21 protein-coding genes and 1 pseudogene are annotated in these 22,210 nt (G+C 40.7%); 9 read left to right on the top strand and 13 right to left on the bottom strand.

Annotated features, from left to right (window positions below; genetic code table 11):
* Nucleotides 1–552, bottom strand: a 552-nt coding sequence (tyrS, locus tag F994_RS12795) for a tyrosine--tRNA ligase (RefSeq protein ID WP_004650920.1), incomplete at its 3' end; no start/stop codon positions are given.
* 80 nt (nt 553–632) lie between these two features.
* On the opposite strand from tyrS, the gene F994_RS12790 reads away from it, so the two are divergent.
* Nucleotides 633–1,760 carry an anhydro-N-acetylmuramic acid kinase gene (locus F994_RS12790; RefSeq protein ID WP_004650355.1) on the top strand — a complete coding sequence of 376 codons (1,128 nt, stop codon included), beginning with the start codon at nt 633–635 and terminating at the stop codon, nt 1,758–1,760.
* 79 nt (nt 1,761–1,839) lie between these two features.
* Here the strand turns inward: F994_RS12790 and F994_RS12785 are convergent, their stop codons facing one another.
* The 4 genes from F994_RS12785 to F994_RS12770 all read right to left on the bottom strand — a co-directional run bounded on the left by F994_RS12785 (nt 1,840) and on the right by F994_RS12770 (nt 6,170).
* Nucleotides 1,840–3,123 (bottom strand): lytic murein transglycosylase, encoded by a 1,284-nt coding sequence (locus tag F994_RS12785; protein WP_004650354.1) that lies wholly within the window; start codon nt 3,121–3,123, stop codon nt 1,840–1,842.
* A gap of 628 nt (nt 3,124–3,751) precedes the next feature.
* Nucleotides 3,752–4,873: a 5-(carboxyamino)imidazole ribonucleotide synthase gene (locus F994_RS12780; RefSeq protein WP_004650352.1), complete on the bottom strand. Its 1,122-nt coding sequence runs from the start codon at nt 4,871–4,873 to the stop codon at nt 3,752–3,754.
* Nucleotides 4,874–4,888: 15 nt separating this feature from the next.
* On the bottom strand, nt 4,889–5,413 hold the full coding sequence (purE, locus tag F994_RS12775) for a 5-(carboxyamino)imidazole ribonucleotide mutase (RefSeq protein WP_004650351.1): 525 nt from the start codon (nt 5,411–5,413) through the stop codon (nt 4,889–4,891).
* Nucleotides 5,414–5,831: 418 nt separating this feature from the next.
* Nucleotides 5,832–6,170, bottom strand: coding sequence for a DMT family protein (locus F994_RS12770; RefSeq protein WP_004650919.1), 339 nt, complete (start codon nt 6,168–6,170; stop codon nt 5,832–5,834).
* Nucleotides 6,171–6,424: 254 nt separating this feature from the next.
* Between F994_RS12770 and mpl the strand changes: the two genes are divergently transcribed.
* Entirely contained in the window at nt 6,425–7,789 is a 1,365-nt protein-coding gene (mpl, locus tag F994_RS12765) for a UDP-N-acetylmuramate:L-alanyl-gamma-D-glutamyl-meso-diaminopimelate ligase (protein WP_004650917.1), read from the top strand.
* A gap of 151 nt (nt 7,790–7,940) precedes the next feature.
* Here the strand turns inward: mpl and F994_RS12760 are convergent, their stop codons facing one another.
* Entirely contained in the window at nt 7,941–8,225 is a 285-nt protein-coding gene (locus F994_RS12760) for a GNAT family N-acetyltransferase (RefSeq protein ID WP_004650916.1), read from the bottom strand.
* 548 nt (nt 8,226–8,773) lie between these two features.
* Between F994_RS12760 and F994_RS12755 the strand changes: the two genes are divergently transcribed.
* Both F994_RS12755 and F994_RS12750 read left to right on the top strand, forming a co-directional pair.
* Nucleotides 8,774–9,961 carry a sugar transporter gene (locus tag F994_RS12755; protein ID WP_004650915.1) on the top strand — a complete coding sequence of 396 codons (1,188 nt, stop codon included), beginning with the start codon at nt 8,774–8,776 and terminating at the stop codon, nt 9,959–9,961.
* A 317-nt stretch (nt 9,962–10,278) separates the two neighbouring features.
* The gene (locus F994_RS12750; protein ID WP_004650914.1) at nt 10,279–11,238 is read left to right on the top strand and encodes a TerC family protein; all 960 of its coding nucleotides are present in this window, start codon (nt 10,279–10,281) and stop codon (nt 11,236–11,238) included.
* A 134-nt stretch (nt 11,239–11,372) separates the two neighbouring features.
* Here the strand turns inward: F994_RS12750 and F994_RS12745 are convergent, their stop codons facing one another.
* Nucleotides 11,373–11,945, bottom strand: coding sequence for a nucleotidyltransferase family protein (locus F994_RS12745; protein ID WP_004650913.1), 573 nt, complete (start codon nt 11,943–11,945; stop codon nt 11,373–11,375).
* A gap of 104 nt (nt 11,946–12,049) precedes the next feature.
* Between F994_RS12745 and guaD the strand changes: the two genes are divergently transcribed.
* From guaD to F994_RS12730, 3 genes are all read left to right on the top strand, one after another.
* Complete coding sequence (guaD, locus tag F994_RS12740; RefSeq protein WP_004650912.1) at nt 12,050–13,366, top strand: guanine deaminase; 1,317 nt, start codon at nt 12,050–12,052, stop codon at nt 13,364–13,366.
* Between the two features lie 221 nt (nt 13,367–13,587).
* Nucleotides 13,588–14,115 (top strand): hypoxanthine phosphoribosyltransferase, encoded by a 528-nt coding sequence (hpt, locus tag F994_RS12735; RefSeq protein ID WP_004650911.1) that lies wholly within the window; start codon nt 13,588–13,590, stop codon nt 14,113–14,115.
* A gap of 180 nt (nt 14,116–14,295) precedes the next feature.
* Nucleotides 14,296–14,553: a GlsB/YeaQ/YmgE family stress response membrane protein gene (locus F994_RS12730; RefSeq protein ID WP_004650910.1), complete on the top strand. Its 258-nt coding sequence runs from the start codon at nt 14,296–14,298 to the stop codon at nt 14,551–14,553.
* Between the two features lie 88 nt (nt 14,554–14,641).
* Here F994_RS12730 and F994_RS12725 read toward each other — a convergent pair whose 3' ends face one another.
* On the bottom strand, nt 14,642–15,343 hold the full coding sequence (locus tag F994_RS12725; protein ID WP_004650909.1) for a DsbC family protein: 702 nt from the start codon (nt 15,341–15,343) through the stop codon (nt 14,642–14,644).
* Between the two features lie 80 nt (nt 15,344–15,423).
* Nucleotides 15,424–16,400, bottom strand: a pseudogene (gene dmeF, locus F994_RS12720) (CDF family Co(II)/Ni(II) efflux transporter DmeF).
* A gap of 56 nt (nt 16,401–16,456) precedes the next feature.
* On the opposite strand from dmeF, the gene F994_RS12715 reads away from it, so the two are divergent.
* Nucleotides 16,457–16,723 (top strand): metal/formaldehyde-sensitive transcriptional repressor, encoded by a 267-nt coding sequence (locus F994_RS12715; RefSeq protein WP_004650907.1) that lies wholly within the window; start codon nt 16,457–16,459, stop codon nt 16,721–16,723.
* Between the two features lie 120 nt (nt 16,724–16,843).
* The gene (locus F994_RS12710) at nt 16,844–18,022 is read left to right on the top strand and encodes an MFS transporter (RefSeq protein WP_034697184.1); all 1,179 of its coding nucleotides are present in this window, start codon (nt 16,844–16,846) and stop codon (nt 18,020–18,022) included.
* A gap of 246 nt (nt 18,023–18,268) precedes the next feature.
* On the opposite strand, the gene mnmE is transcribed toward F994_RS12710, so the two are convergent.
* The 4 genes from mnmE to rnpA form a co-directional block, all read right to left on the bottom strand.
* Complete coding sequence (gene mnmE, locus F994_RS12705) at nt 18,269–19,624, bottom strand: tRNA uridine-5-carboxymethylaminomethyl(34) synthesis GTPase MnmE (protein WP_004650904.1); 1,356 nt, start codon at nt 19,622–19,624, stop codon at nt 18,269–18,271.
* Between the two features lie 99 nt (nt 19,625–19,723).
* Nucleotides 19,724–21,478 (bottom strand): membrane protein insertase YidC, encoded by a 1,755-nt coding sequence (gene yidC / locus F994_RS12700; protein ID WP_004650903.1) that lies wholly within the window; start codon nt 21,476–21,478, stop codon nt 19,724–19,726.
* Nucleotides 21,479–21,483: 5 nt separating this feature from the next.
* Entirely contained in the window at nt 21,484–21,804 is a 321-nt protein-coding gene (gene yidD, locus F994_RS12695; protein WP_004650902.1) for a membrane protein insertion efficiency factor YidD, read from the bottom strand.
* 9 nt (nt 21,805–21,813) lie between these two features.
* A complete protein-coding gene (gene rnpA / locus F994_RS12690) occupies nt 21,814–22,203 on the bottom strand; it encodes a ribonuclease P protein component (protein ID WP_004650901.1) in 390 nt (129 codons plus the stop codon).
* Between the last annotated feature and the right edge of the window lie 7 nt (nt 22,204–22,210).

The raw sequence follows: 22,210 nt of genomic DNA, 5'->3' as shown, positions 1-22,210 counted from the left end.
TTCCAATGCAATTGAGTCATACCCTTGCACCAATGGATACAAAAATTCGTGAATCGCAATCGGTTGATGGTTGTTATAACGCTTGGTAAAATCATCACGTTCAAGCATACGAGCAACCGTTTGCTGTGAAGCCAATTGAATCAGGTCAGCAGCCGTTTTTGTCGCAAACCATTCAGAGTTAAAACGCACTTTGGTTTTATTTGGATCAAGAATTTTAAACACTTGTTCTTGATAGGTTTTGGCATTTTCCAACACTTGTTCACGTGACAAAGGTGGACGCGTTGCACTTTTACCTGTTGGATCACCAATCATGGCGGTGTAATCACCAATCAAGAACGTCACTTCATGTCCCAAATCTTGGAACACTTTTAGCTTATTAATCAGTACAGTGTGACCTAAATGTAGGTCTGGTGCTGTTGGATCAAAGCCCGCTTTAATTTTTAAGGGACGATTTTCTTTAAGTTTCTTTAACAAATCCTCTTCAGAAATAATTTCATGAGTGCCTCGTTGAATGAGGGCAAGTTGTTCTTCAGCCGGCAGGAAATTTGACATCACAAAACCCAATACATCTGTTATACAATTTGTGCGATATACTAACACTTTTTCAGCACAATGCAGGCTTAACTATCATCATGACAGCGATCTATATTGGGGTAATGACTGGCACCAGCATGGATGGCGTTGACATCGTTGCTGCTTCATTTGATCCTTTGCAGCTTCATGCCACCCTGACCTTGCCATTTGATCCGGATTTACGTGATGAACTGATGGCACTGACCTTACCAAATGACAATGAAATTGATCGCATGGGCAAAGCGGATGTGGCGCTGGCTCAAATGATTGGCAGTGGCATTAATGAGCTGATTGAAAAAAATCATTTAGATCGTAGCCAAATTAAAGCCATCGGTTCACATGGACAAACCATTCGCCACCGCCCTGAACACGGTTTTACTTTGCAAATTGGCGACCCCAATATCATTACTGAAATGACGCAAATTCCGGTCATTTCAGATTTTCGACGTCGTGATATAGCAGCGGGTGGTCAAGGCGCACCATTGGTGCCTGCATTTCATCAAGCCTTATTTCAACATTCCAGTATTCACCGCGTCATTTTAAACCTCGGCGGCATTGCCAATGTCAGTATGTTGCCGGCAGGTAATCCAGACGGTGTGTTTGGTTTTGATACTGGCCCCGCCAATATTTTGATGGATGCTTGGTGCCATCGTTATACTGGGCAACCCTATGATGAAAATGGCAATTGGGCAGCCTACGGTCAACCGATTCGCAGTTTACTCGACCGTTTACAAGCACACGAATATTTTTCTAAAGAACCACCGAAAAGTACAGGCCGCGAAGATTTCAACCTCGAATGGTTGGATGAACAAATTGCCGACTGGCACAATGATCTTGAATATAACGAATTAGAAGATATCCCTGAAAATATTCAAGCGACTTTACTCAAACTCACCACGCGCGCGATTAAAAAAGCCATTTATCGTTCAAATATGGATACCGGTGAAGTCTATGTCTGTGGTGGTGGTGCCTATAATTCACATTTACTTGAACAACTGCGCTGGCGGTTACGTAAACATAATTGGTCTGTTCAAACCACATCCGCGATTGGCTTAGCCCCGACATGGGTGGAAGCCACTGCTTTTGCTTGGCTGGCGATGCGCTTTGTCAACCAACAAAGTGGCAACTTACCTACGGTCACGGGCGCAGCAGGCTATCGAATTTTAGGTAGCATTACTGCGGTATAAGTAAAAACACCCAAAATAAAAGGTCTGTTTTATACAGACCTTTTTTGATTCTTAGATTAACGTCTTAAAACCATTGATTTTATCGCATCATTTTTTGGGCATTTTCATTGCGAAAAGCAGCTAAAATTTGTTGTCCAGCGCGCCCTGTTGGACTAAGCCCCAAACGAATCTGCTCCTGACGAATCGCTTGACGGCTTTTATCGCCAATCAATCCATCGACGCTGCCAATGTCATAACCTTTATTGAGCAAAAACTGCTGAATTTCACGACGTTCTGCACGTGAAGTACCGGCATCATCGGTCGGCCAAGCTTTACTAAAACCACCGTTGCCTTGTAAGCGATCAGACAAATGCGCAATAGCTAAGGCATAACTTTCCGCAGCATTATAACTATATATAGCATCGAAATTTTTAAAGACTAAAAATACCGGACCATTCGCGCCAGCAGGTGCCATCAATCCAGCGGCACTACTGCTCGATAAATTCCCTTGGATTAAAGCACTCCCATCTGCACGAACCACACCACGACTCATCCAGCTACTTAAAGACTTTTTATTACGACGACTTTCTCCAGCAATCGACATATCGTCTGGAATGCGCACTTCAAAGCCCCAAGGCATGCCGGTTTGCCAACCGCGTTTTTTTAAGAAATTTGCAGTAGAAGCCAAGGCATCCGAGGTACTGGAAACCAAATCACGACGGCCATCACCATCAAAATCAACCGCTAATTCTTCATAGGTTGAAGGCATAAACTGGGTATGACCAAATGCGCCTGCCCACGAGCCTTTCATTTGCTGCTCAGTTAAATCACCACGCTGTAAAATTCGCATGGTGGTAAAAAATTCACCACGGAAAAAACTTTGCCGACGACCTTCACAACTTAACGTGCCTAAAGCTTGTAATAAAGGATAACTCCCCGAAATTTGACCAAAATTACTTTCTACGCCCCAAACAGCCACCACTGTTTCAGCGGGTACGCCATAGGCGGCTGCAACGCGATTGAGCACCTCACGATGTTGTGCCAATTTTTGCTGCCCCAGCTGCACCCGTTCTTCATCCACCAAACCGGATAAATAATCCCAAATCGGCGTAGAAAATTCAGGTTGGTAGTTCAGTTTTTCAATCACCGAATAATCTGGGGTTAAATTTTGCGTATAACGATCATAGGTCAAGCCCGTTACACCTGAACCAATTGCTTGAGTACGTAAATTAGTCAGACATTGCTGAAAATCATTTTGTGCTGTAGATGCTGTATTAAAACTGGATGGCGAAGAAGAAATAGTTTGACCATTAATAATCAACTCAGCCTTGGCTTGAGTCATGGCTAAAAAAACTGAAGCTAAAACGAAAGCTAAGCGACGCATAGTATCCCTAATGGTATTTGAATTTAAATTATGTTTTTACCATACCATCATCAATCCAGAACTTCTGAATCAAATCGTAAATTTAAATTCATTGTTTTTGTTTTAAATTCATATTCTCTTCTTTGAATTTAAAAAGTTATCCACAACACCCGCTTTTTTTAAAATTTAAATTCAAAATCAGCCAAAATATAAATTCAAATTTGCACATTTAAATTTAAAACCGAATTTTTAAATTCAAACACGCTATGGATAAGTTAATTTATTCATGCTTTATCGGTTTTTACACAACTAAAACTTTAAATTCAAAACTTAATTTTTTAAATTTAAAGTTTGAATTCATAATGCAAATATCACTTTGAATTCATATTTTTTAAATTCAAAATCATGGTTTTTGAATTTAAAAAATCTGCGCTGCTCCACCTTAGTAAAACTTAAATACCGTAGATTCTTCATGTGTTGATTTTTTATGCAGAATATTTCTGAACTATTGCATCAATGGCATGCTGTTATTTTTATTTTGTTGCAATGAATGCGGCGCTAGTTCAAAAGAGGCGCAATCATGCCCGAACTTCAGGCATAAAAAAAGCGGTCATTGGCATGACCGCTTTTTTTCCATTCAATCGAAGGATTAAATGCTCATATCTTGAGTCAGTGCTAATGGCTCTGGCAAAATTTTCGCCAATTGGCGACATAAAGTCGTCAATTCAGCGCTGTCATTTGGCATTAACGTGATGTGACCAATCTTACGACCTTCACGTTCAGTCTTATTATACAGGTGTAAATGTGCGCCATTGAGCGCCAATACATCTTCAGACTTTGGATGCTTGCCAATGATATTGATCATCACGGTCGGGCGAACCACATCCGTTGAACCAAGGGGCAGACCAGCAACGGCGCGAATATGGTTTTCAAATTGCGAGCAAATAGCGCCTTCAATCGACCAGTGACCTGAGTTATGCACACGGGGTGCCATTTCATTGGCATATAGGCCGTTGTCAGTGACAAACAATTCTAGCGTCAACACACCGATATAATTCAAATGATTCAGCAGGCGGGTGATGTAATCCTGCGCTACAGGCTGTAAATCAGCACTATTAGGTGCAGGAACAATCGAGTGCGACAAAATACCGTTGTGATGGTGATTTTCAGCCAATGGCCAAGTTTTCACATCACCTTTTTGCCCACGCACCGCAATAATTGACACTTCACGAGAGAACGTCACAAAGCTTTCTGCAATCAATGAACCCGCTGGACCCAATTCCGCCCAAGCTTGTTCCATTTGATCTGCTGAACGCAGGACAAATTGACCTTTGCCATCATAACCACCAGTGGTGGTTTTCAGGACAATCGGCAAGCCCAGTTCAGCAACCGCGTGTTGTAAGCTGTCGAATGAATCCACTGCACGATAAGGTGCAACAGGAATGTCTAATTCATCAAACAAAGCTTTTTCTGACAAACGATGTTGTGCAATGGCTAAAGCCTGACGAGGTGGATGTAAATCTTTGTTTTTGATCAATACATCAACATCAGCCAAGGGTGTATTTTCAAACTCTAAGCTGAAGACATCCGCACTGTTGATGAAATCCTGTAAACCATTTTCAGCTTTGCTTGAAATCACTTGACCCAATACAGCCGATGGACAATCTGTACTTGCTTCAAAGAAAGTACATTGAATATTCAGTGGTAGGGCAGCTTGCGCCATCATACGGCCGAGTTGACCACCACCAAAAATACCGATGGTTTTATCCATAACATATGTCCCGTTTTAAGCTTGGCTCGGAATGTGACCTGGAATATTGTTGCTTACCACTTTTTCAGTTTGAGCATCGCGGAACTGGGCAACATTTTTTGCAATTTCAGGACGTGTCAGACCTAAAATTTGCGCTGCCATAATTGCCGCATTGGTTGCACCCGCAGGGCCAATCGCCAATGTACCGACCGCAATACCCGCAGGCATTTGCACGATAGAAAGCAATGAATCGACGCCATTTAAAATAGACGATTTCACAGGAACGCCCAGTACAGGTAAATCAGTTTTCGCTGCACACATACCCGGTAAATGTGCTGCACCACCTGCACCCGCAATAATCACCTGAATACCACGTTCACGTGCTGTTTCAGCATATTCGAATAAACGATCAGGCGTACGATGGGCAGAAACGACTTCAGCTTCAAAAGGGACACCAAGCTGTTTGAGCATATTGGCAGTGTGTTCTAAAGTTGCCCAATCAGATTGAGAACCCATGATAATTCCAACTAAAGGAGCGTCTTGTGCAGCGGCCGCATTCATTGCAAATATTCCATAAACGAATGTAAGGAAGGATAAATCTCGACGAGAGCCAAGCTTTACATGAATCAGAAGCTCGCTATTATAGACTGAAAATTCGTCTCGCCAAAATTTAACAGATACCGTACTGCTATATTTCCGCTATTTTTTTGGAAAATAATAAAGAAATTGATTTCAAACCCTAAAAGTAAATTGATACGCGGAAATGTCATTCGCAACTGTTTGAGGCAGGACTACACTTAATAAGTAATGTTTCTGCGATTAATATAGTTTTCGGTGGTATCTAACGAGTTTTGCGAATGACAATGGTTTTGCTTACTTTTGCCAAAACAAAAGTAAGTCGAACCGAAGGTTATTTCCAAAATTGAAGGACCATTGAAAAGGCTTTGTTGTGTAAAGCACATTTTTATAAAATCAAGTTTTACTGACTTCTAAAAACAAAATAGACACAACCCAAAAGACACAATCCTGCCCACACATAATCTAATTTAAAAGGCTGTTTAAATAGAAAAATCATAAAAGGCACAAAAACCAGCAAAGTCACCACTTCCTGCGTGATTTTCATCTCACCCAATGACCAACCTTGCTGCGCGAGCAAGCGTGTTGCAGGAATCATAAAACTGTATTCGAGCAAGGCTATCAGCCAGCCAAATAAAATCGCCTGCCAAAGTGGCGCACCATGTAAAAATTTTAGATGACCATACCAAGCCAAAGTCATAAAACAATTGGAGACAATTAAAAGTAACAGGGGAAATAACATGCTGAATTTATCTGGAACACTCGTGAATATTTTACGGTTTTTAAATAAAAAATCATGTCATTTAAATGCTGATTTTTCTTCCCGACAACATGCATCGAACGACACGATAAAACCCATCCTACAATCCCATGAATAGATACAAGAAAAACTATCTTTTCAGTGAAACCCTTGCTATCGTTGCTTTCAAATCAAATTAATCACGACAACAGCACAATAAAAAAGTGATGTGTCTAAAACACAGCGGAGTTAAGTGTATGCATCTGCATATTTTGGGTATCTGTGGCACATTTATGGGTTCACTGGCGCTGTTAGCGCGTGACTTGGGTCATAAAGTGACGGGTTCAGATGCAAATGTCTATCCACCGATGTCGACCCAACTTGAAAATGCAGGCATTACTTTAATGCAAGGTTATGACCGCAGCCATTTACACCCCCATCCTGATTTGGTGATTGTTGGCAATGCGATGAAACGTGGCATTGATGCGATTGAATATATGCTCAATGAAGGCTTACCGTATATTTCAGGCCCACAATTCCTTGCCGATCATGTTTTACAAGGCAAACACGTTTTAGGGGTTGCAGGCACTCACGGTAAAACCACAACCACAACCATGCTGGCTTGGGTACTGGATCAAGCGGGTTTAAATCCAGGGTTCTTGATTGGTGGTGTACCTTTAGGTTTTAGCGAAAGTGCACGTTTGGGTGGCGGTAAATACTTCTGTGTCGAAGCTGATGAATATGATTCTGCATTCTTCGACAAGCGTTCTAAGTTTGTGCATTACCATCCTAAAACAGCGATTCTAAATAACCTTGAATTTGACCATGCCGACATTTTTGATGACTTGGCTGCCATTCAAAAACAATTCCATCATTTAGTCCGTACCATTCCAAGTGAAGGTCGCATTATTGCCCCGATTACTGAAAGCAATATTGATGAAGTTTTGCAAATGGGCTGTTGGACGCCTGTGGTTCGAACCAGTTTAGAAGCCAATGCCAAAGCAGTGCTTTCTGCGGAACAACTTTCTGCTGATGGTTCACATTTTAAAGTATTAGAAAATGGTGTGGTCAAAGGCATCGTTACATGGAATATGACAGGGCAGCACAGCGTTGCCAATGCTTTGGCAACCATTGCCGCTGCTGAGCATGTCGGTGTTTCGATTGAAACCGCTTGTGCAGCATTATCAAATTTTGGCGGTGTAAAACGCCGTATGGAATTGTTGGGTACAGTGCGTGGCATTGAAGTGTATGACGACTTTGCGCATCATCCAACAGCCATTGAAACCACTTTAGACGGCGCACGTAAACGCCTTGCTGAACGTAAACTGTGGGCAATTATTGAACCACGTTCCAACACCATGCGTATGGGCAGTCATAAAGACGGTTTAGCCCATTCTGCACGTTTGGCCGATGAAGTGATTTGGTATCAACCTGAAGGTCTGGACTGGGATTTACAACCCGTCATTGAAGCGGCTTCAAATAAAGCGGTAGTTGCTCGCTCACTGGAAGATATTATTCAAACAGTGGTCAGTCAGGCAGGTGAGGGCGATGCTGTGGTGATTATGTCGAATGGCGGTTTTGGCGGGTTACATCAGAAATTGATTGCTGCATTACAAGCTTAAAATTCAGCGCTGTAATTCTAAAAAGCCAATTCACACATATGAATTGGCTTTTTAGTTTTTAATTCTTGTTAGTGTGTCATTCGCATAAAAGTAGTCACTCCTATCTGAGGAAAACTGTTTTAAGCTATTTATTGTTTATGCGAAAAATAGATTAAGCAGCCACATCCACCAGACTCTGATCACGCTTAAACATCGTATCCACATAAGAACAAGTCGGTACAATCTTTAACTGCTTTTCACGTGCAAATTCAACCAAAACATCCAATAACTTTCGCGCAGCACCTTGCCCACGCAAAGAATCATCCACCCAAGTATGATCGGCAACAATAATATCTTCACTACGCCACACATAGCTAATTTCTGCAATGCGCTGGCCTTGAGCATCATCTAAAAAAAATTCACCTTTTTGCTTGTTATCTGTATGTTGAAATTGCATAACACCCTCTAAATTATTCGTTTCTAAATTATTAATACTTCAAAACATATCTTACCGAAATAAAACAGCATGCATAGTAGGATCTTTGTCGAATACAGATTTGCTCAAAGGATAAAGTCATTATATTTTTATTTTCACAATAAAAATCAAACCCATATAATCAGTAAAAACCAATTCATTCTCCATACAACGTCACTTATATGAGTATAATTAATCACAAATACCCAATTAAAGGGATATAAAACAAAATCTTAAACCTTTAGATTGGTCAGTAAATTTTATAGACTAGCGCTTATGGATCTTAATTTAATTGCGATCATTTTTTTGTTTTGTATTGCACTCGCCCTCGTATTGTCAATTTACAAAGAAAAGTTAAAAAACCCATTTAAATAAGCAATCAATTCAGTAGAAAAATTAACTAAGCAATATTCTAATGATCATCTGTTAACTATTTTTAGCATTACTTTTCCACTACATTTTAGCTTAACACGCCTGCAACTTAAGCTTAAAATTTAACGCTGCTTATTTAAATTTCCTGACTTATGTCAATGTCATCTTCAGAAACAACATCTCCCAATCCATCACGCCAATGGATTTGTGTCATTACCCTTGCTTTTGCTGCCTTTATTTTTAATACCACTGAATTTATTCCTGTGGCATTGCTGAGTGATATTGGTCAGAGCTTTAATATGCCGGCCACAGATGTCGGCATCATGATTACCATTTATGCATGGGTGGTTGCACTGATTTCATTGCCCATAATGTTAATGACCAAAAATATTGAACGACGCTTCTTGTTAATCGCATTATTTGTGGTGTTTATTGCCTGTCACATGCTGTCATATTTTGCATGGAATTTTAATATGCTCATCGCCAGTCGTATTGGTATTGCATTTTCTCATGCACTGTTCTGGTCAATCACCGCCTCGCTGGCTGTTCGAATCGCACCCAAGGGCAAAGAATTTCAAGCCTTGGGTTTGTTGGCAACAGGGACAGCTTTAGCCATGGTTTTGGGTATTCCTTTCGGTCGCATGATTGGTGAAGCCTATGGTTGGCGCAATACCTTTGCTTTAATTGCTATTGGCGCAGCACTGGTTTGTTTGACCTTGGCAAAAATGCTACCTAAGCTGCCCAGTATTAATTCAGGTTCATTTCAAAGTATTGCCATCCTATTTAAGCACCCCAGCTTGATGTTGGTCTTTGCATTGACCATCATCATGATTAGCGCGCAATTTACCGCTTATAGTTATATCGAACCCTTTACCCTAAATATTGCACATTTTAGTTCAGCACAAACCACCACTTTATTGCTGATTTATGGTGCCGCAGGTTTCTTAGGTTCTTATTTATTTGGCAAATTTGGTGCACGTTATCCTAAAGTTGCGATTCCTTTCAGCAGTCTATGTTTAGCAATTTCTATGTTGCTGTTACTGCCTCTGGCACAAGACCTCATTAGCTTAAATATGCTCAGCTTATTTTGGGGGATGGGCATTATTGGCTTGAGCCTAGCCCTACAAGCTAAAACGCTCAACCTTGCTTCAGATGCAACTGATGTCGCCATAGCCATTTATTCAGGTCTTTATAATGTCGGCATTGGAGGTGGTGCATTATTGGGTGGATGGGTTACCGCACGTTATGGCTTAAGTCATATTGGCTTCGTGGGGGGCTTAGTCGCGGTTTTCGGCATGGTTTTGGCGTTAGTGTTAGTACAGCGCAAAGACTTCATAAAACTGTAACGGCTACAGATAAAATTTGCACAATGACCATAAATATGCGATTCTTCAGCCATATTTGGATTTGATCCAAAACTAAATTATGTTGAACAAGGGGAGTAGCCTCCTCCAAACGTCAGCCATTTGAGCTTTTTAAATGACTGACGTGTCAGAATATCGTCATTACACTTTGCAAAAAGTCGGTATCTGAGCATCTGAAATAACCAAACATTGGTATTTAGATGTAGGCAAGACCTTGATCATGTTGACACAGATGTTTATATCATCTGGCAACAGGTCAAGGTTTTTTTATGGCCGGTTGTTAGATGTGGAGGATTCACATGGAAACAATTGGCAATTTATGGCTGTATTTAGCATTCTTCGGTTTAGTTGCCGTCATGCTCACCGTCGACTTTTTAGGCTTTAAACAAAAACAAGGTCAAGAAGTCAAAATTAGAACCGCAGCGTACTGGAGTATGGCGTGGGTTTCTGTCGCCATTTTATTTGGTGGTGGCTTATGGCTTTACCTGCAACAAACCGCTGGCGTCGCTATCGCAAATACCAAAGTCATGGAATACTTTGCTGGTTATCTATTAGAGAAATCTCTTGCGATTGATAACGTCTTTGTCTGGTTAATGATTTTTGCTGCCTTCGCTATTCCACCTGCTTTACAGCGTAAAATTCTACTTTATGGTGTACTTGGCGCCATTGTTCTCAGAACGATCTTTATTTTTATTGGTGCATGGTTCGTACAAGAGTTCTCATGGGTGCTTTATATTTTCGGTGCATTCTTGGTTTACACCGGCTTTAAGTTCTTAAAAGGACATGAAGAAGACCCGAATATTGAAGATATGGCAATCTTAAAGTGGTTGCGTAAGCACATACGTATCACACCTAAGCTAGAAGGGGATAAGTTCTTTGTTCGTCAGAATGGTCTGTTGTGGGCAACACCGTTATTTCTGGTTCTAATTTTGGTTGAAGCATCGGATGTCATTTTTGCCGTCGACTCTATTCCTGCGATATTTGCAGTCACCAGTGATCCCTTTATTGTTTTAACCGCAAACTTAATGGCGATTTTAGGTTTACGCGCAATGTTTTTCTTGCTGGCTGGGTCTGCATCCAAGATGCACTATTTACCCTACGGTCTAGGGCTGATCTTGCTGTTTATTGGTTTCAAAATGTTGATGCTAGACGTATTCCATATGCCAATTTGGATTTCACTTGGCTTTATTGTCATCACTTTAGCCATTACCGCTTGGTTATCCATTCGCTATAACAAGAAACAAGAATCACAGTCTTAATGTTTTGCTAACCATAAAAGCCTTCCCAACGTGGAGGGCTTTTTTACCGCAAAAATAAAACAGCAAATACAAAAAATGCCATCCACAGCTTTTCGATGCACAAACATATATAGAAATGCACTAAGACTTATTCATCACAGTAAGCTTAATTTGTTCCATTTCTGCAAAAACTGCTTTTCTTCCATTCTTTGCATAAAAACATCATGACTGACCAACGCGGCATTCCATCTTAGCTTTAACTCAAATAAATCATCCAAACCAAAGGGTGCAATAATCTCAAGCGTATTATTTTCCAATAAGCGTACCGCAACTGCCGTCGCCGTTTCCGGCCATAAAGACAGTGCATGTTGAATCGATTGCAATGGCGGAATCGATGCGCCATCTTCTGTGGTATACCATTGGTGAACCGATGCCTGATTGACGACATCCCAGTCATTTTCAGGAAACTTCTGCTTTAAAATTTCAGCCAAATGCCGCTGTTCAAAACCAGACTCATCTTCTGTATCATAAAAAATCACATCAATTTCAGTCCGTGAAAGCGCGTAGTGCTGATCATGCGCGACAGACCAAATAAGATTGCGAATCACACCTGCACTGTAAAATGCCTCGGGTTTCACTTCTCGTAAAAAAAGTAATCTGGCATAAAGCTCCCGATGCTTGAAAAGATTTTTCTTCAGCATATTTTGATAGTTTTCAGCCAAGTGCATCATTTTCTCCTTAAGATCTCATCACAATCGACATTCAATAGGCCTGAACATAGAATAATTTCAGGTACAATCAATCGAAAAAATTACACGTTAAAGGTTATTGTATGTCTCCCATTCAGGCTCAACGCGCCGTTCGTGGTCGCTTTCTTGATATTCAACACACGGTTTCTCAAGCAGCAGATATTCCTCAAGCCATTCGTTACCTTGAAGATGGTTTAGTCATCACCACAGCAGGGAAAATCACCTGGTTTGGCACATGGCAAGATGGGCAGCATTTGCTGAATGAAGATATGCCATTTGAGCATTATCCTGAGCAACTGATTGTACCGGGTTTTATTGATACCCATATTCATTTCCCGCAAACTGAAATGGTCGGCGCTTATGGCGAGCAACTGCTGGAATGGCTGAACACCTATACCTTTCCAACCGAATTACAATTTAAAGACAAAGCTTATGCCGACCAAATCGCCCAATTTTTTGTGCAAGAATTGCTAAAAAATGGCACGACCACTGCTTTAGTTTTTTGTAGCGTACATGCTGAATCGGTGGATGCATTATTTGAAGCGGCAGAACAACATCAGATGCGTTTAATTGCAGGGAAGGTGATGATGGATCGTCATGCCCCCGAAGACTTATGTGATACCGCAGAAAGTGCTTATAGCGACTCTAAAGCACTGATTGAAAAATGGCATGGCAAAGGTCGTAACTTGTATGCGATTACGCCACGTTTCGCACCGACCTCGACTCCTGAGCAACTGGCAAAAGCAGGGCAGTTAAAAGCTGAATATCCTGAAGTCTATGTACATACCCACTTAAGCGAAAACAAAAATGAAATTGCTTGGGTTAAAGAATTGTTCCCTGAACAACAAGGCTATTTAGATGTTTATCATCATTATGGTTTAACAGGGCAGCGCTCGGTATTTGCCCATTGTGTCCATTTAGAAGAAGCGGAATGGGACTGTATGCATGAGACCAATTCAGCAATTGCCTTTTGCCCAACCTCAAATTTATTCTTAGGCAGTGGTTTATTTCCTTTGAAAAAAACATGGGAAAAACAAGTCAAAGTCGGCTTAGGCACAGACATTGGGGCAGGCACGTCATTTAACCAGCTACAAACCTTAAATGAAGCCTACAAAGTACAACAACTTCAGGGCGATAAACTTTCTGCTTTTGAATCTTTGTATCATGCGACCTTAGGGGGAGCCAAAGCCTTAGATCTGGCGGATAAACTGGGCAATTTCAATCTGGGTAAAGAAGCCGATTTTATTGTATTAGATTTAAAAGCAACGGCCTTACAAGCACTACGCCAAACACGTGCCAAAGGCATAGAAGATGCTTTATTTGCCCTAATGACCATGGGCGATGATCGTAATATTCATGCCACTTATATTTATGGAGAGCCGGTTTATATCAAGGCATAAAACTCAAAAAACATTCAGTAAAAAGATGATATTGCTGCTGCTAATCGTGCTGAGTTGTGCTTTCTCAATCAAGCGTGAGACTACACAACTCAAGGCTTGATACATTTTCAGCCGCAAAAAAGATGCATCTCTTAAGCAGATGTATTAAAATTAGAACATCTTTTGAGGTGTTGCTGGTCAACACCTTTTTTATTTTTTGATTTGTTTTTAGGTATCTACCCATGACCGTTCATATGAGCGTAATGATCTCAGCGGAAGAAATTCACGCTAAAGTCAAAGAGCTTGGTGCAAAAATTGATGCTCACTATGCCCATAGTGACAAAGAACTTGTTCTGATTGGTTTACTTCGCGGTTCAGTTATTTTCATGGCTGATTTATGCCGTACTATTAGCAAACCTCATGAACTCGATTTTATGACGGTATCCAGTTACGGTGGCGGTACCACCTCAACCCGTGATGTCAAAATTTTAAAAGATTTAGACGGTGAAATTCGCGGCAAAGATGTTTTGATTATTGAAGATATTATTGATTCGGGTAATACCCTCAGCAAAGTGCTGGAAATTTTAAGCACCCGTAATCCTCATTCAATTGAACTGTGTACTTTAATTAGCAAACCTTCACGCCGTGAAATCGAACTTGATGTGAAATTTTTAGGCTTTGAAGTTGAAGATAAGTTTATTGTCGGTTATGGCTTAGACTTCGACCAAAAATATCGCCATATTCCATTTATTGGTGAAATTGGTCTATAAGAACACAATCGTTATCAATAGATACTTAAAGTGGCCGAAGGCCACTTTTTTTATGCGCTGATTTTTAGAACGAACATAAAAACAACAGTTATTAGCATGATTGATCTATTTCATTTTCGATAAATGATTAATTATGAACATGAAAGCGAATTGAAAGTATATAAAAAAAGGAGAAGACAGATGTGGTCACTCATCGTTGCTATCGTGGTCGGTTTTATTGCGGGTTTAATTGCTCGAGCCATTCATCCAGGCGATGATAAAGCAGGATTTTTGATTACCGCTTTATTGGGTATTGCAGGGTCTTTATTAGCAACTTATGGTGGGCGTTTGCTCGGACTTTATGGTGACAATTCTGCTGCTGGATTCATTGCCTCAGTCATTGGCGCCATTATTATCCTCTTTCTTTATAACTTGGTTTCGAAAAAATCAGGGGGCTAAAAAAAGTTTGAAATATGCAACTCATCAAATAAAAAAGTACCTTTTTTTAAGGTACTTTTTTATGCTTTACTTCAACAAGCACGACATTCTACAAACCTAGTTCTTGCCACATTTTTTCTATTTCTTGTGCAGGGTAGGCACCCATCATTTTAAAACCATTAGAGAAAATAATCGCCGGTGTACCATTTAAAGCCAATGATTTACCTAAAGTTAAATTACGCTCAATTGGATTGGCACAGGTTTTTTTCGAACTTGGTTGAATGCCTTTCGCAATCAAATTTGACCATGCTAAAGCAGGATCTTTTTCACAGAAAACCTGTTTTGAAACAGCAATAGATTGCGTTTTAATCGGGTAAATAAATGTATAAATCGTGACATCATTCAGCTTGGTTAATTCAGTCTCAAGCTGTTTACAATATGGACAATTTGGATCAGAAAAGACCGCGATCTGGCGTTTACCATTACCTCGCACCGTTTTGACCGCATCCTGCAAAGGTAATTTTTTCCAATCAATACTATTTTGCTTGAGCATTAAATCTTTGGTTAAATTTTTCTGATCACTTAAACGAAACATTGAACCAATTAAAATATGCTGGGTATCTTCACCAACATACACCACTTGGCCATCCATCGAACCACTATAAATACCTTTCATTTCGGTGGCTTGAATATTTTCAATCTTCAAGTTTGGATGCTGTTTCGTAAGGTTAGTCTTGACCGTATCAACATTGGCCAAACTTAAGGTTGAAATAAAGCTGGCTAAAGCCAATGCCAATGTTTTTTTAATCATGTTTTTTACTCAAAGGTTCAAATTATTCAAGCTGATTCTACTCAAAATCCGACCAGAACTTTAGTCATTTTTAACCGTCATTACTTAAACCAAACATATTGCATGCTTGAGGTTTCACGTGGAACATGTATATTTTTTACAAAGCATTTATTTCTACCGAAATATGCACAATTTCATCATGAATGGATAAAGCCTCACGAACTTGGTCTGCATTTAATTCGGCATCAGTGACTAAAGCCAAAATACAGGAAAATTTTCCTTTTCCAACTTTCCATACATGCAAATCGGTAATCTCGGCCTGAGGAAACTCAGCAATCACTTCACGAATTTCCTCAACCACAGGATGGTTCATTTCTGCATCAAGTAAGGTTTTTCCAGTCTCTTTTATTAGACCTATCGCCCATTTCGCAACCAGAATTGAACCCAAGATACCCAATACTGCATCAAGAAAACCCCAATCTAAATACTTCGCTGCGCACAAAGCAATGATGGCAAAAATTGAAGTGACCACATCAGCCACCACATGCATAAAGGCCGCTTTTTGATTGAGGTCATGATGGGTATGAGCATGCTCATTTTCATGCTCATGATGGTGATGGTGATGGTGACCATCATGCAGTAACCAAGCACAGATCAGATTAATCACCAAGCCCAAAATTGCAATTGGAATGGCTTGGTTATAGTGAATATCAACCGGGTTAAACAGTCGTTCTATAGACTGAAAGGCCATAAATAACGCCACCACCATCAATAAAATAGCGCTGCTATAACCTGCTAAAATTTCAATTTTCCATGTCCCAAAACTAAAGCGGCTATCCTCGGCATAATGACGGGCAGAACGATAGGCAAAATAAGCCAAGCCCAATGCCAACATATGCGAACTCATATGCCAACCATCAGCAAGCAACGCCATCGAATTGTAAATCCAACCACCTATCACTTCTAATAACATCATGACTGCCGTTAGAATAGTCGCGAATAGAATGCGTTTTTGTGCGAGTGGATTACCTTCATCAAACTGATGTGTGTGTGATCGTGTTAATGGGGCTTTTTGCATAATCTTAGTGTTAAAATATACTCCCCCATAGTATATTTGTTTTTTGGAGTATTGTATTGGCTCATTTACATCAAGATCAGAAAATTCAAAATCGTGTTAAACGCTTAAAAGGACAAATGAATGCGGTAGAGCACGCTTTAAATAGCCCTGAAAGCTCGTGCATTACGGTATTACAGCAAGTCGCTGCAATTAAAGGAGCGGTGAACGGTTTAATGAATGAATTAATTGAATCACATTTGCGCCATCACGTGATTGCTGAACAGACTGAAATTAATGAACATGAATTGGCTGAATTTTTAAAATTATTAAAGCGTTATGGTTAAATGATTTACATCTTATAAATTGACGCGGTCGTTGAAGAAGAACTAATCTACAACTCTTCTTATTTCTCTCCAAATGTTCGCTATTTTTCAATTTAGCGGGTGTTTTTGTGACCCGACATGATGACTCAACAATCATGGCGACCCTTTCTCATGGTCAGCCTAGCACTTTGTATTGGAACCATTGGAACGGCACTCGCCAGCCCTTTATATCCGATTTATCAAGAACTCTGGCATCTGCTCCCCAGCCATATTACCTATATCTTTGTCGCCTATATGTTTGGTTGTCTGGCAACCTTGCTTTTTCTAGGTCGTATCAGCAACAGTTTAGGCTTTCTACGTACCTTACAAATCGGAATTATTTTTGTCATTTTAGGCTTAGCCATTTCCTCGATTGCACCCAATGCAGCTTGGTTGGCTTTCGGACGTTTTATTATTGGCATTGCTTCAGGACTGATCAGCACTTCAGCAATGTTAGGCCTGATTACCACTATTCCAGACCGTCATAAACAAAATGCACCCCAGTTAAGCTCGATCATTACGGTGATTGGTTTTGGATTGGGGCCATTTATTGGTGGATTGATTGCACAATTTTCAACTTCCCCTTTAACAACGCCCTATTTACCCATTATTGCAGCAGCAATGGCATGCTTTTGCGGTTTATTTTGGCTAAAAGTACCGCAGTTTAAAGCTCAGCCTTTTTCAATTGCACCGCGTTTAGAAACCCCAGAAGCCCAACATAAAGCCTTATTTTTTATTGCAGGGTTCACCGCATTCTGTGCTTTTGGCGCATTTAGTTTATTCGCATCGCTGTCACCTTCTTTTGTTAAAGATTTAATTCCTTGGCATGGGCCTTTGATTAGTGGCGCTGCAATTTCGAGTATTTTACTGATTTCTGCTTTAGTGCAATTTTTTGCTAAAGATCTGACTGCGGCTAAAAGCTTAACTTTAGGGCTGATGACCTTGCTGCTCAGTTTTATTTTACTCGGCTTATGCATGAGTATGCAGTGGAGCACTTTGTTCTTTATCAGCGATATTTTGGTGGGTGTGGGGCATGGCTTAGGCTTATTAGGTGCATTTGGCTTAATTCACCAAATGACTAGCGCAGATAACCGTGCAGCTGTGATGTCGACCTATTTATTTATTGGTTATTTAGGCACGATTGTACCGATTATTGCGGTGGGTTATTTAGCAGATCATTTTGGTTTAACCATCGGTGTCTTAGGCTTTTGTATCGGCGTTGGTTTACTTTGCTTCGCTTTGCTTGTTTGGTATAAGAAAATTTCATCATTTAAAAACTAGCCTTCAAATGAAGGCTAGTTTTTAATTCAATTTTAGAAAAGTTTTAACTGCAAAGAATCGACAATTTCATCAATTTGGTTACGTAAATGAGGTTTTACTTTTTTACCGTACCTCTTTACTCAGTAACTGCATTAGATCTTGTCCTACAACATCATCTAGCTGCTGTTGATCAACTCTTAAAAATAAAAAAAGGGCATCGAATATGCCCTTCAATTGATTCTTTTATGCATTTGATTCTTTTATGCATTACTTCCCGATACAGAACGATCCAAAGATTTTGCCTAATAAATCATCAGCACTAAATTCACCGGTAATTTCTGCCAAGGCATTTTGTGCCAGACGTAAAGACTCAGCCACCAACTCACCCGCTTGATACACCACCAACTGCTCATGCGCTTCCGCCAGATACACCTGCGTACGCTTCATTGCGTCTAAATGACGTGTGCGGGCAATAAAGGTATCTTCTTCTGGCTGGAAGCCGGCATGCGCTGTAATCGCATCGATAAGCGACTGCACGCCTGTTTCCTGCTTAGCCGACACCGTGATATGACGGAAGCCCTGATAATCACCAATATCTGCCGGGGCATGGGTTAAATCACACTTATTGGCAATTAACATTAAGCGTTTCGGTTCAAGATGCTCAGCAAAATAATTCTGTGCCAATTGCAAAGGGTCTTCGCCTTGGCTTAAGTCATAGACCAACAGCAACAAATCAGCTTGTTCAATTTCTTTAATCGCGCGGCGAATGCCTTCTTTCTCGACTATATCGCCAGTTTCACGTAAACCAGCAGTATCAGTGAGGGTAATGGGTAAACCATTTAAGCTAATTTTTTCATGTAATACATCACGCGTTGTACCTGCAATATCCGTAACAATGGCACGTTCATTTCCTGCTAGGGTATTAAGTAACGACGATTTTCCGGCATTGGGTTTCCCTGCAATCACCACCTGTAAACCTTCACGCAGCAACTGACCCTGACGTGCCGAGGCTTGTACTGCCGTAACCGAGCTTTGCACATCTTGTAGGAGCGCTAAAATTTTACCGTCAGCCAAAAAATCAATTTCTTCTTCCGGGAAATCAATCGCAGCTTCGACATGTAAACGCAAATGAATCAGTTTCTCTAACACAGTGTTCACACGCGTTGAAAATGCACCTTGTAAAGAACGTACCGCAGAGCGAGCTGCCGCTTGTGAGGTTGCATCAATCAAGTCGGCAATGGCTTCGGCTTGAACCAAATCGAGTTTACCATTTTCAAAAGCACGCATGGAAAACTCACCGGCTTTGGCTGCAATTGCACCCAACTCAAGCAAACGTGCCAGCAAAGCATTTTGAATAACAGGACCGCCATGCCCTTGTAGCTCCACCACATCTTCACCGGTAAATGAATGTGGATTTGGAAAGCAAATCGCTAAGCCTTCATCCATTACCTCACCAGCAGCATCATAAAACTGCCGAAAAGCAGCAAAACGTGCCTTTGCTAAGTCTTTTTGCGTCAAAGCTTCGGCAATGGCATAGGATTTAGGACCTGACAGACGAATGACACCGACACCGCCACGTCCAGGTGGAGTCGCAATTGCAGCAATCGTTGTTCGGTTTTGCATAAAATTCACCTCAAAAAATCCTAAATCACAGCCAAATAAAAATCCGCCTAAGATTACCATCTTAAGCGGATTTATTCAGCTATTCGCAATCAGTCGTGATTAAACAACTTCGCGTTTGGCACGGTCTTTTTCAACACCTTTGTTGATCAAACTTTGTTGCAAGATGGTAATACTGTTATTGACAATCCAGTACAACACCAAGCCCGCAGGGAAGAACAACATAAATACAGTGAAGATAATTGGCATGATTTTGAAGACTTTCGCCTGCATTGGATCAGCCGGTTGTGGATTTAAAGACTGCTGAATAAACATGGTTGCACCCATCAATAACGGCAGGATAAACCACGGATCCATTGCAGACAAATCTTGAATCCAAAGTAACCAAGGTGCATGACGAAGTTCTACAGACTCCATTAACACCCAGTACAATGCAAGGAAAATTGGCATTTGTAATAACAGTGGCAAACAACCCGCAAGCGGATTCACTTGTTCACGTTTATACAAGGCCATCATTTCTTGAGAGAAGCGCATACGGTCTTCACCGAACTCTTCCTTCATGCGTTGCATTTCAGGGGCAATCACACGCATTTTCGCCATTGAGCGGTAGCTCTTAGACGACAATGGCCAAAGAATCAGTTTCACCAAGACAGTCAATAAGATAATTGCCCAGCCCCAGTTGCCCACAATGTTATGGAAGAATTGAAGACCCAAGAACAATAACTTCGCAATTGGCCATAACCAACCATAATCAACAGTTTGGTTTAAACCAATAGCCAAATCTTTAAGTTCAGATTGAACTTTAGGACCTGAATAGAAGGTTGCATCCAATTCAGCCGCAGTACCCGCAGGCACATTAATCATCGGTGAAGTGAAACCGATAATATTCATGTTGTCTGTTGATTGACGTGATTCTAATTTCGCACTATAAGGCTGACCACCCGCTTGAGTCAGTTTGAGATCACCCGGAATCCAAGCACTAACAAAATAGTGTTGAACCATTGCAACCCAGCCACCTTTTGCTTCAACATTCAATTTTTCTTCATTGAAGTTGGCAAATTTAAGCTTATTGTAATGTTCTTCTGGCGTACCCCAAGCACCACCCAAGAATGTTCCTAGGGTGAAAATACCTTGGTCTGATTTACCCGGATCATCTGAATTATCACGTTTGATTTGACCAAACATCTGACCTTGCCAATTGCCTGCACTACGATTGACAATTTTGTGGTTCACAATAATCGGATATTCACCTTGTTTAAAGGTAAATGTCTTGATGATTTCTACACCATCAGCGGTTTTATAAACCATAGGTACAGATAAAACTTTAACAACTTTGCCGTCTTCAGTTTTTTCTGCTTTAGCATCCGCTAAGTTATAAGATGATTTTTCAATCTCATAAACAGGGCGGCCATTACGGTTACTGTCTGGCCCATTTAAACCAATCAAACCAGACTGAGCAACATAAGTACGTTTTGCATCGCTTTCCAGCATGACAAACGGTTGATCACTGTCTTTATTTTTATCATGGTTCAATAATTCAATACGAACAATGTCACCACCTTTAGGATTAATCCAAAGATGATACAGGTCAGTTTGTACTGAAATAAGCTGTTGACTTACAGGTGCCGTAGCATCTGTTGTTGTTTGCTGAGTTGCAATATTTGCTTGAGGCATGTCAGACGCTACAGTAGCTGTTTGACCATTTGGCAAATCTGCAGATACTTCATGCGAAACAACCGCAGCTTCTTGCTGAGGTTTAGTTTCCGCATGACCATAATCCTTTTGCCATGCCAAAATAAGCAAATATGCGACGACAAACATGGCCCCTAGAATTGCAAACCTGGCCCATTGTTGCATATCTATTATCCCAAGTAGTTAGAGTGATTTCGGTTCAATAAACGATCACGAAAGGGTACAGCAACGTGAAGCATTTGAGAATCTATTTGCTGAAATGAAATAAAACGAATTGCTTTCTGGGGAACAGGGTCATAACCAGAACCACCCCAAGGATGACAACGACAAATACGTTTTGTAGCTAACCACGCACCACGCACAGCACCATAAGAATGCACTGCTTCTAAAGCGTATTGAGAACATGTTGGAATATAACGACAGCGGGGTCCCAATAAAGGACTAATCGCGATCTGATAGAATCGAATCAACCAATGCAGTAAACGTACCATTGGCCATCTCTACTTTTGTGGGGAGGGAGCTATCTTTTTATGCTTATTGGCAAGGCGTTGCAATTTCTGCCAAGCAAATTGTAATTGCTGCTGCAATTCTGCATTAGGAATTGCTTCAATACCTACTTTAGGCATGACCACAATATCTAATAAATCTAATTGCTGTTGATGTAGGCGAAAACTTTCGCGAGCAAGACGTTTTACTCTATTTCTTTCATGTGCGCGACGCACTTTTTTCTTAGCAACAACAATACCCAAACGACTTGAAGGTTGTTCGGAATTTTTTGCCAAAAATAAGAAATGGGGTTGATGCACTTTAAAAAGCGCACCATCAAACACACTTTTATAATCGGCAGCACAGCGTATACGCACGTCTGTGCTGAAGCCATAAAGTGTCATAACACCC

Source organism: Acinetobacter bohemicus ANC 3994 (assembly GCF_000367925.1).
In the GTDB taxonomy this organism is placed as follows: domain Bacteria; phylum Pseudomonadota; class Gammaproteobacteria; order Pseudomonadales; family Moraxellaceae; genus Acinetobacter; species Acinetobacter bohemicus.
The sequence above is the reverse complement of the archived record's forward strand: the minus strand, read 5'-3'. Positions and strand labels throughout refer to the sequence as shown.

Excerpts from the sequence above, each read along its gene's own strand:
- F994_RS12790 (WP_004650355.1), top strand. The coding sequence starts at position 633 with ATGACAGCGATCTATATTGGGGTAATGACTGGCACCAGCATGGATGGC.
- F994_RS12785 (WP_004650354.1), bottom strand. The coding sequence starts at position 3,123 with ATGCGTCGCTTAGCTTTCGTTTTAGCTTCAGTTTTTTTAGCCATGACT.
- F994_RS12780 (WP_004650352.1), bottom strand. The coding sequence starts at position 4,873 with ATGGATAAAACCATCGGTATTTTTGGTGGTGGTCAACTCGGCCGTATG.
- purE (WP_004650351.1), bottom strand. The coding sequence starts at position 5,413 with ATGAATGCGGCCGCTGCACAAGACGCTCCTTTAGTTGGAATTATCATG.
- F994_RS12770 (WP_004650919.1), bottom strand. The coding sequence starts at position 6,170 with ATGTTATTTCCCCTGTTACTTTTAATTGTCTCCAATTGTTTTATGACT.
- mpl (WP_004650917.1), top strand. The coding sequence starts at position 6,425 with ATGCATCTGCATATTTTGGGTATCTGTGGCACATTTATGGGTTCACTG.
- F994_RS12760 (WP_004650916.1), bottom strand. The coding sequence starts at position 8,225 with ATGCAATTTCAACATACAGATAACAAGCAAAAAGGTGAATTTTTTTTA.
- F994_RS12755 (WP_004650915.1), top strand. The coding sequence starts at position 8,774 with ATGTCATCTTCAGAAACAACATCTCCCAATCCATCACGCCAATGGATT.
- F994_RS12750 (WP_004650914.1), top strand. The coding sequence starts at position 10,279 with ATGGAAACAATTGGCAATTTATGGCTGTATTTAGCATTCTTCGGTTTA.
- F994_RS12745 (WP_004650913.1), bottom strand. The coding sequence starts at position 11,945 with ATGCACTTGGCTGAAAACTATCAAAATATGCTGAAGAAAAATCTTTTC.
- guaD (WP_004650912.1), top strand. The coding sequence starts at position 12,050 with ATGTCTCCCATTCAGGCTCAACGCGCCGTTCGTGGTCGCTTTCTTGAT.
- hpt (WP_004650911.1), top strand. The coding sequence starts at position 13,588 with ATGACCGTTCATATGAGCGTAATGATCTCAGCGGAAGAAATTCACGCT.
- F994_RS12730 (WP_004650910.1), top strand. The coding sequence starts at position 14,296 with ATGTGGTCACTCATCGTTGCTATCGTGGTCGGTTTTATTGCGGGTTTA.
- F994_RS12725 (WP_004650909.1), bottom strand. The coding sequence starts at position 15,343 with ATGATTAAAAAAACATTGGCATTGGCTTTAGCCAGCTTTATTTCAACC.
- F994_RS12710 (WP_034697184.1), top strand. The coding sequence starts at position 16,844 with ATGACTCAACAATCATGGCGACCCTTTCTCATGGTCAGCCTAGCACTT.
- mnmE (WP_004650904.1), bottom strand. The coding sequence starts at position 19,624 with ATGCAAAACCGAACAACGATTGCTGCAATTGCGACTCCACCTGGACGT.
- yidC (WP_004650903.1), bottom strand. The coding sequence starts at position 21,478 with ATGCAACAATGGGCCAGGTTTGCAATTCTAGGGGCCATGTTTGTCGTC.
- yidD (WP_004650902.1), bottom strand. The coding sequence starts at position 21,804 with ATGGTACGTTTACTGCATTGGTTGATTCGATTCTATCAGATCGCGATT.
- rnpA (WP_004650901.1), bottom strand. The coding sequence starts at position 22,203 with ATGACACTTTATGGCTTCAGCACAGACGTGCGTATACGCTGTGCTGCC.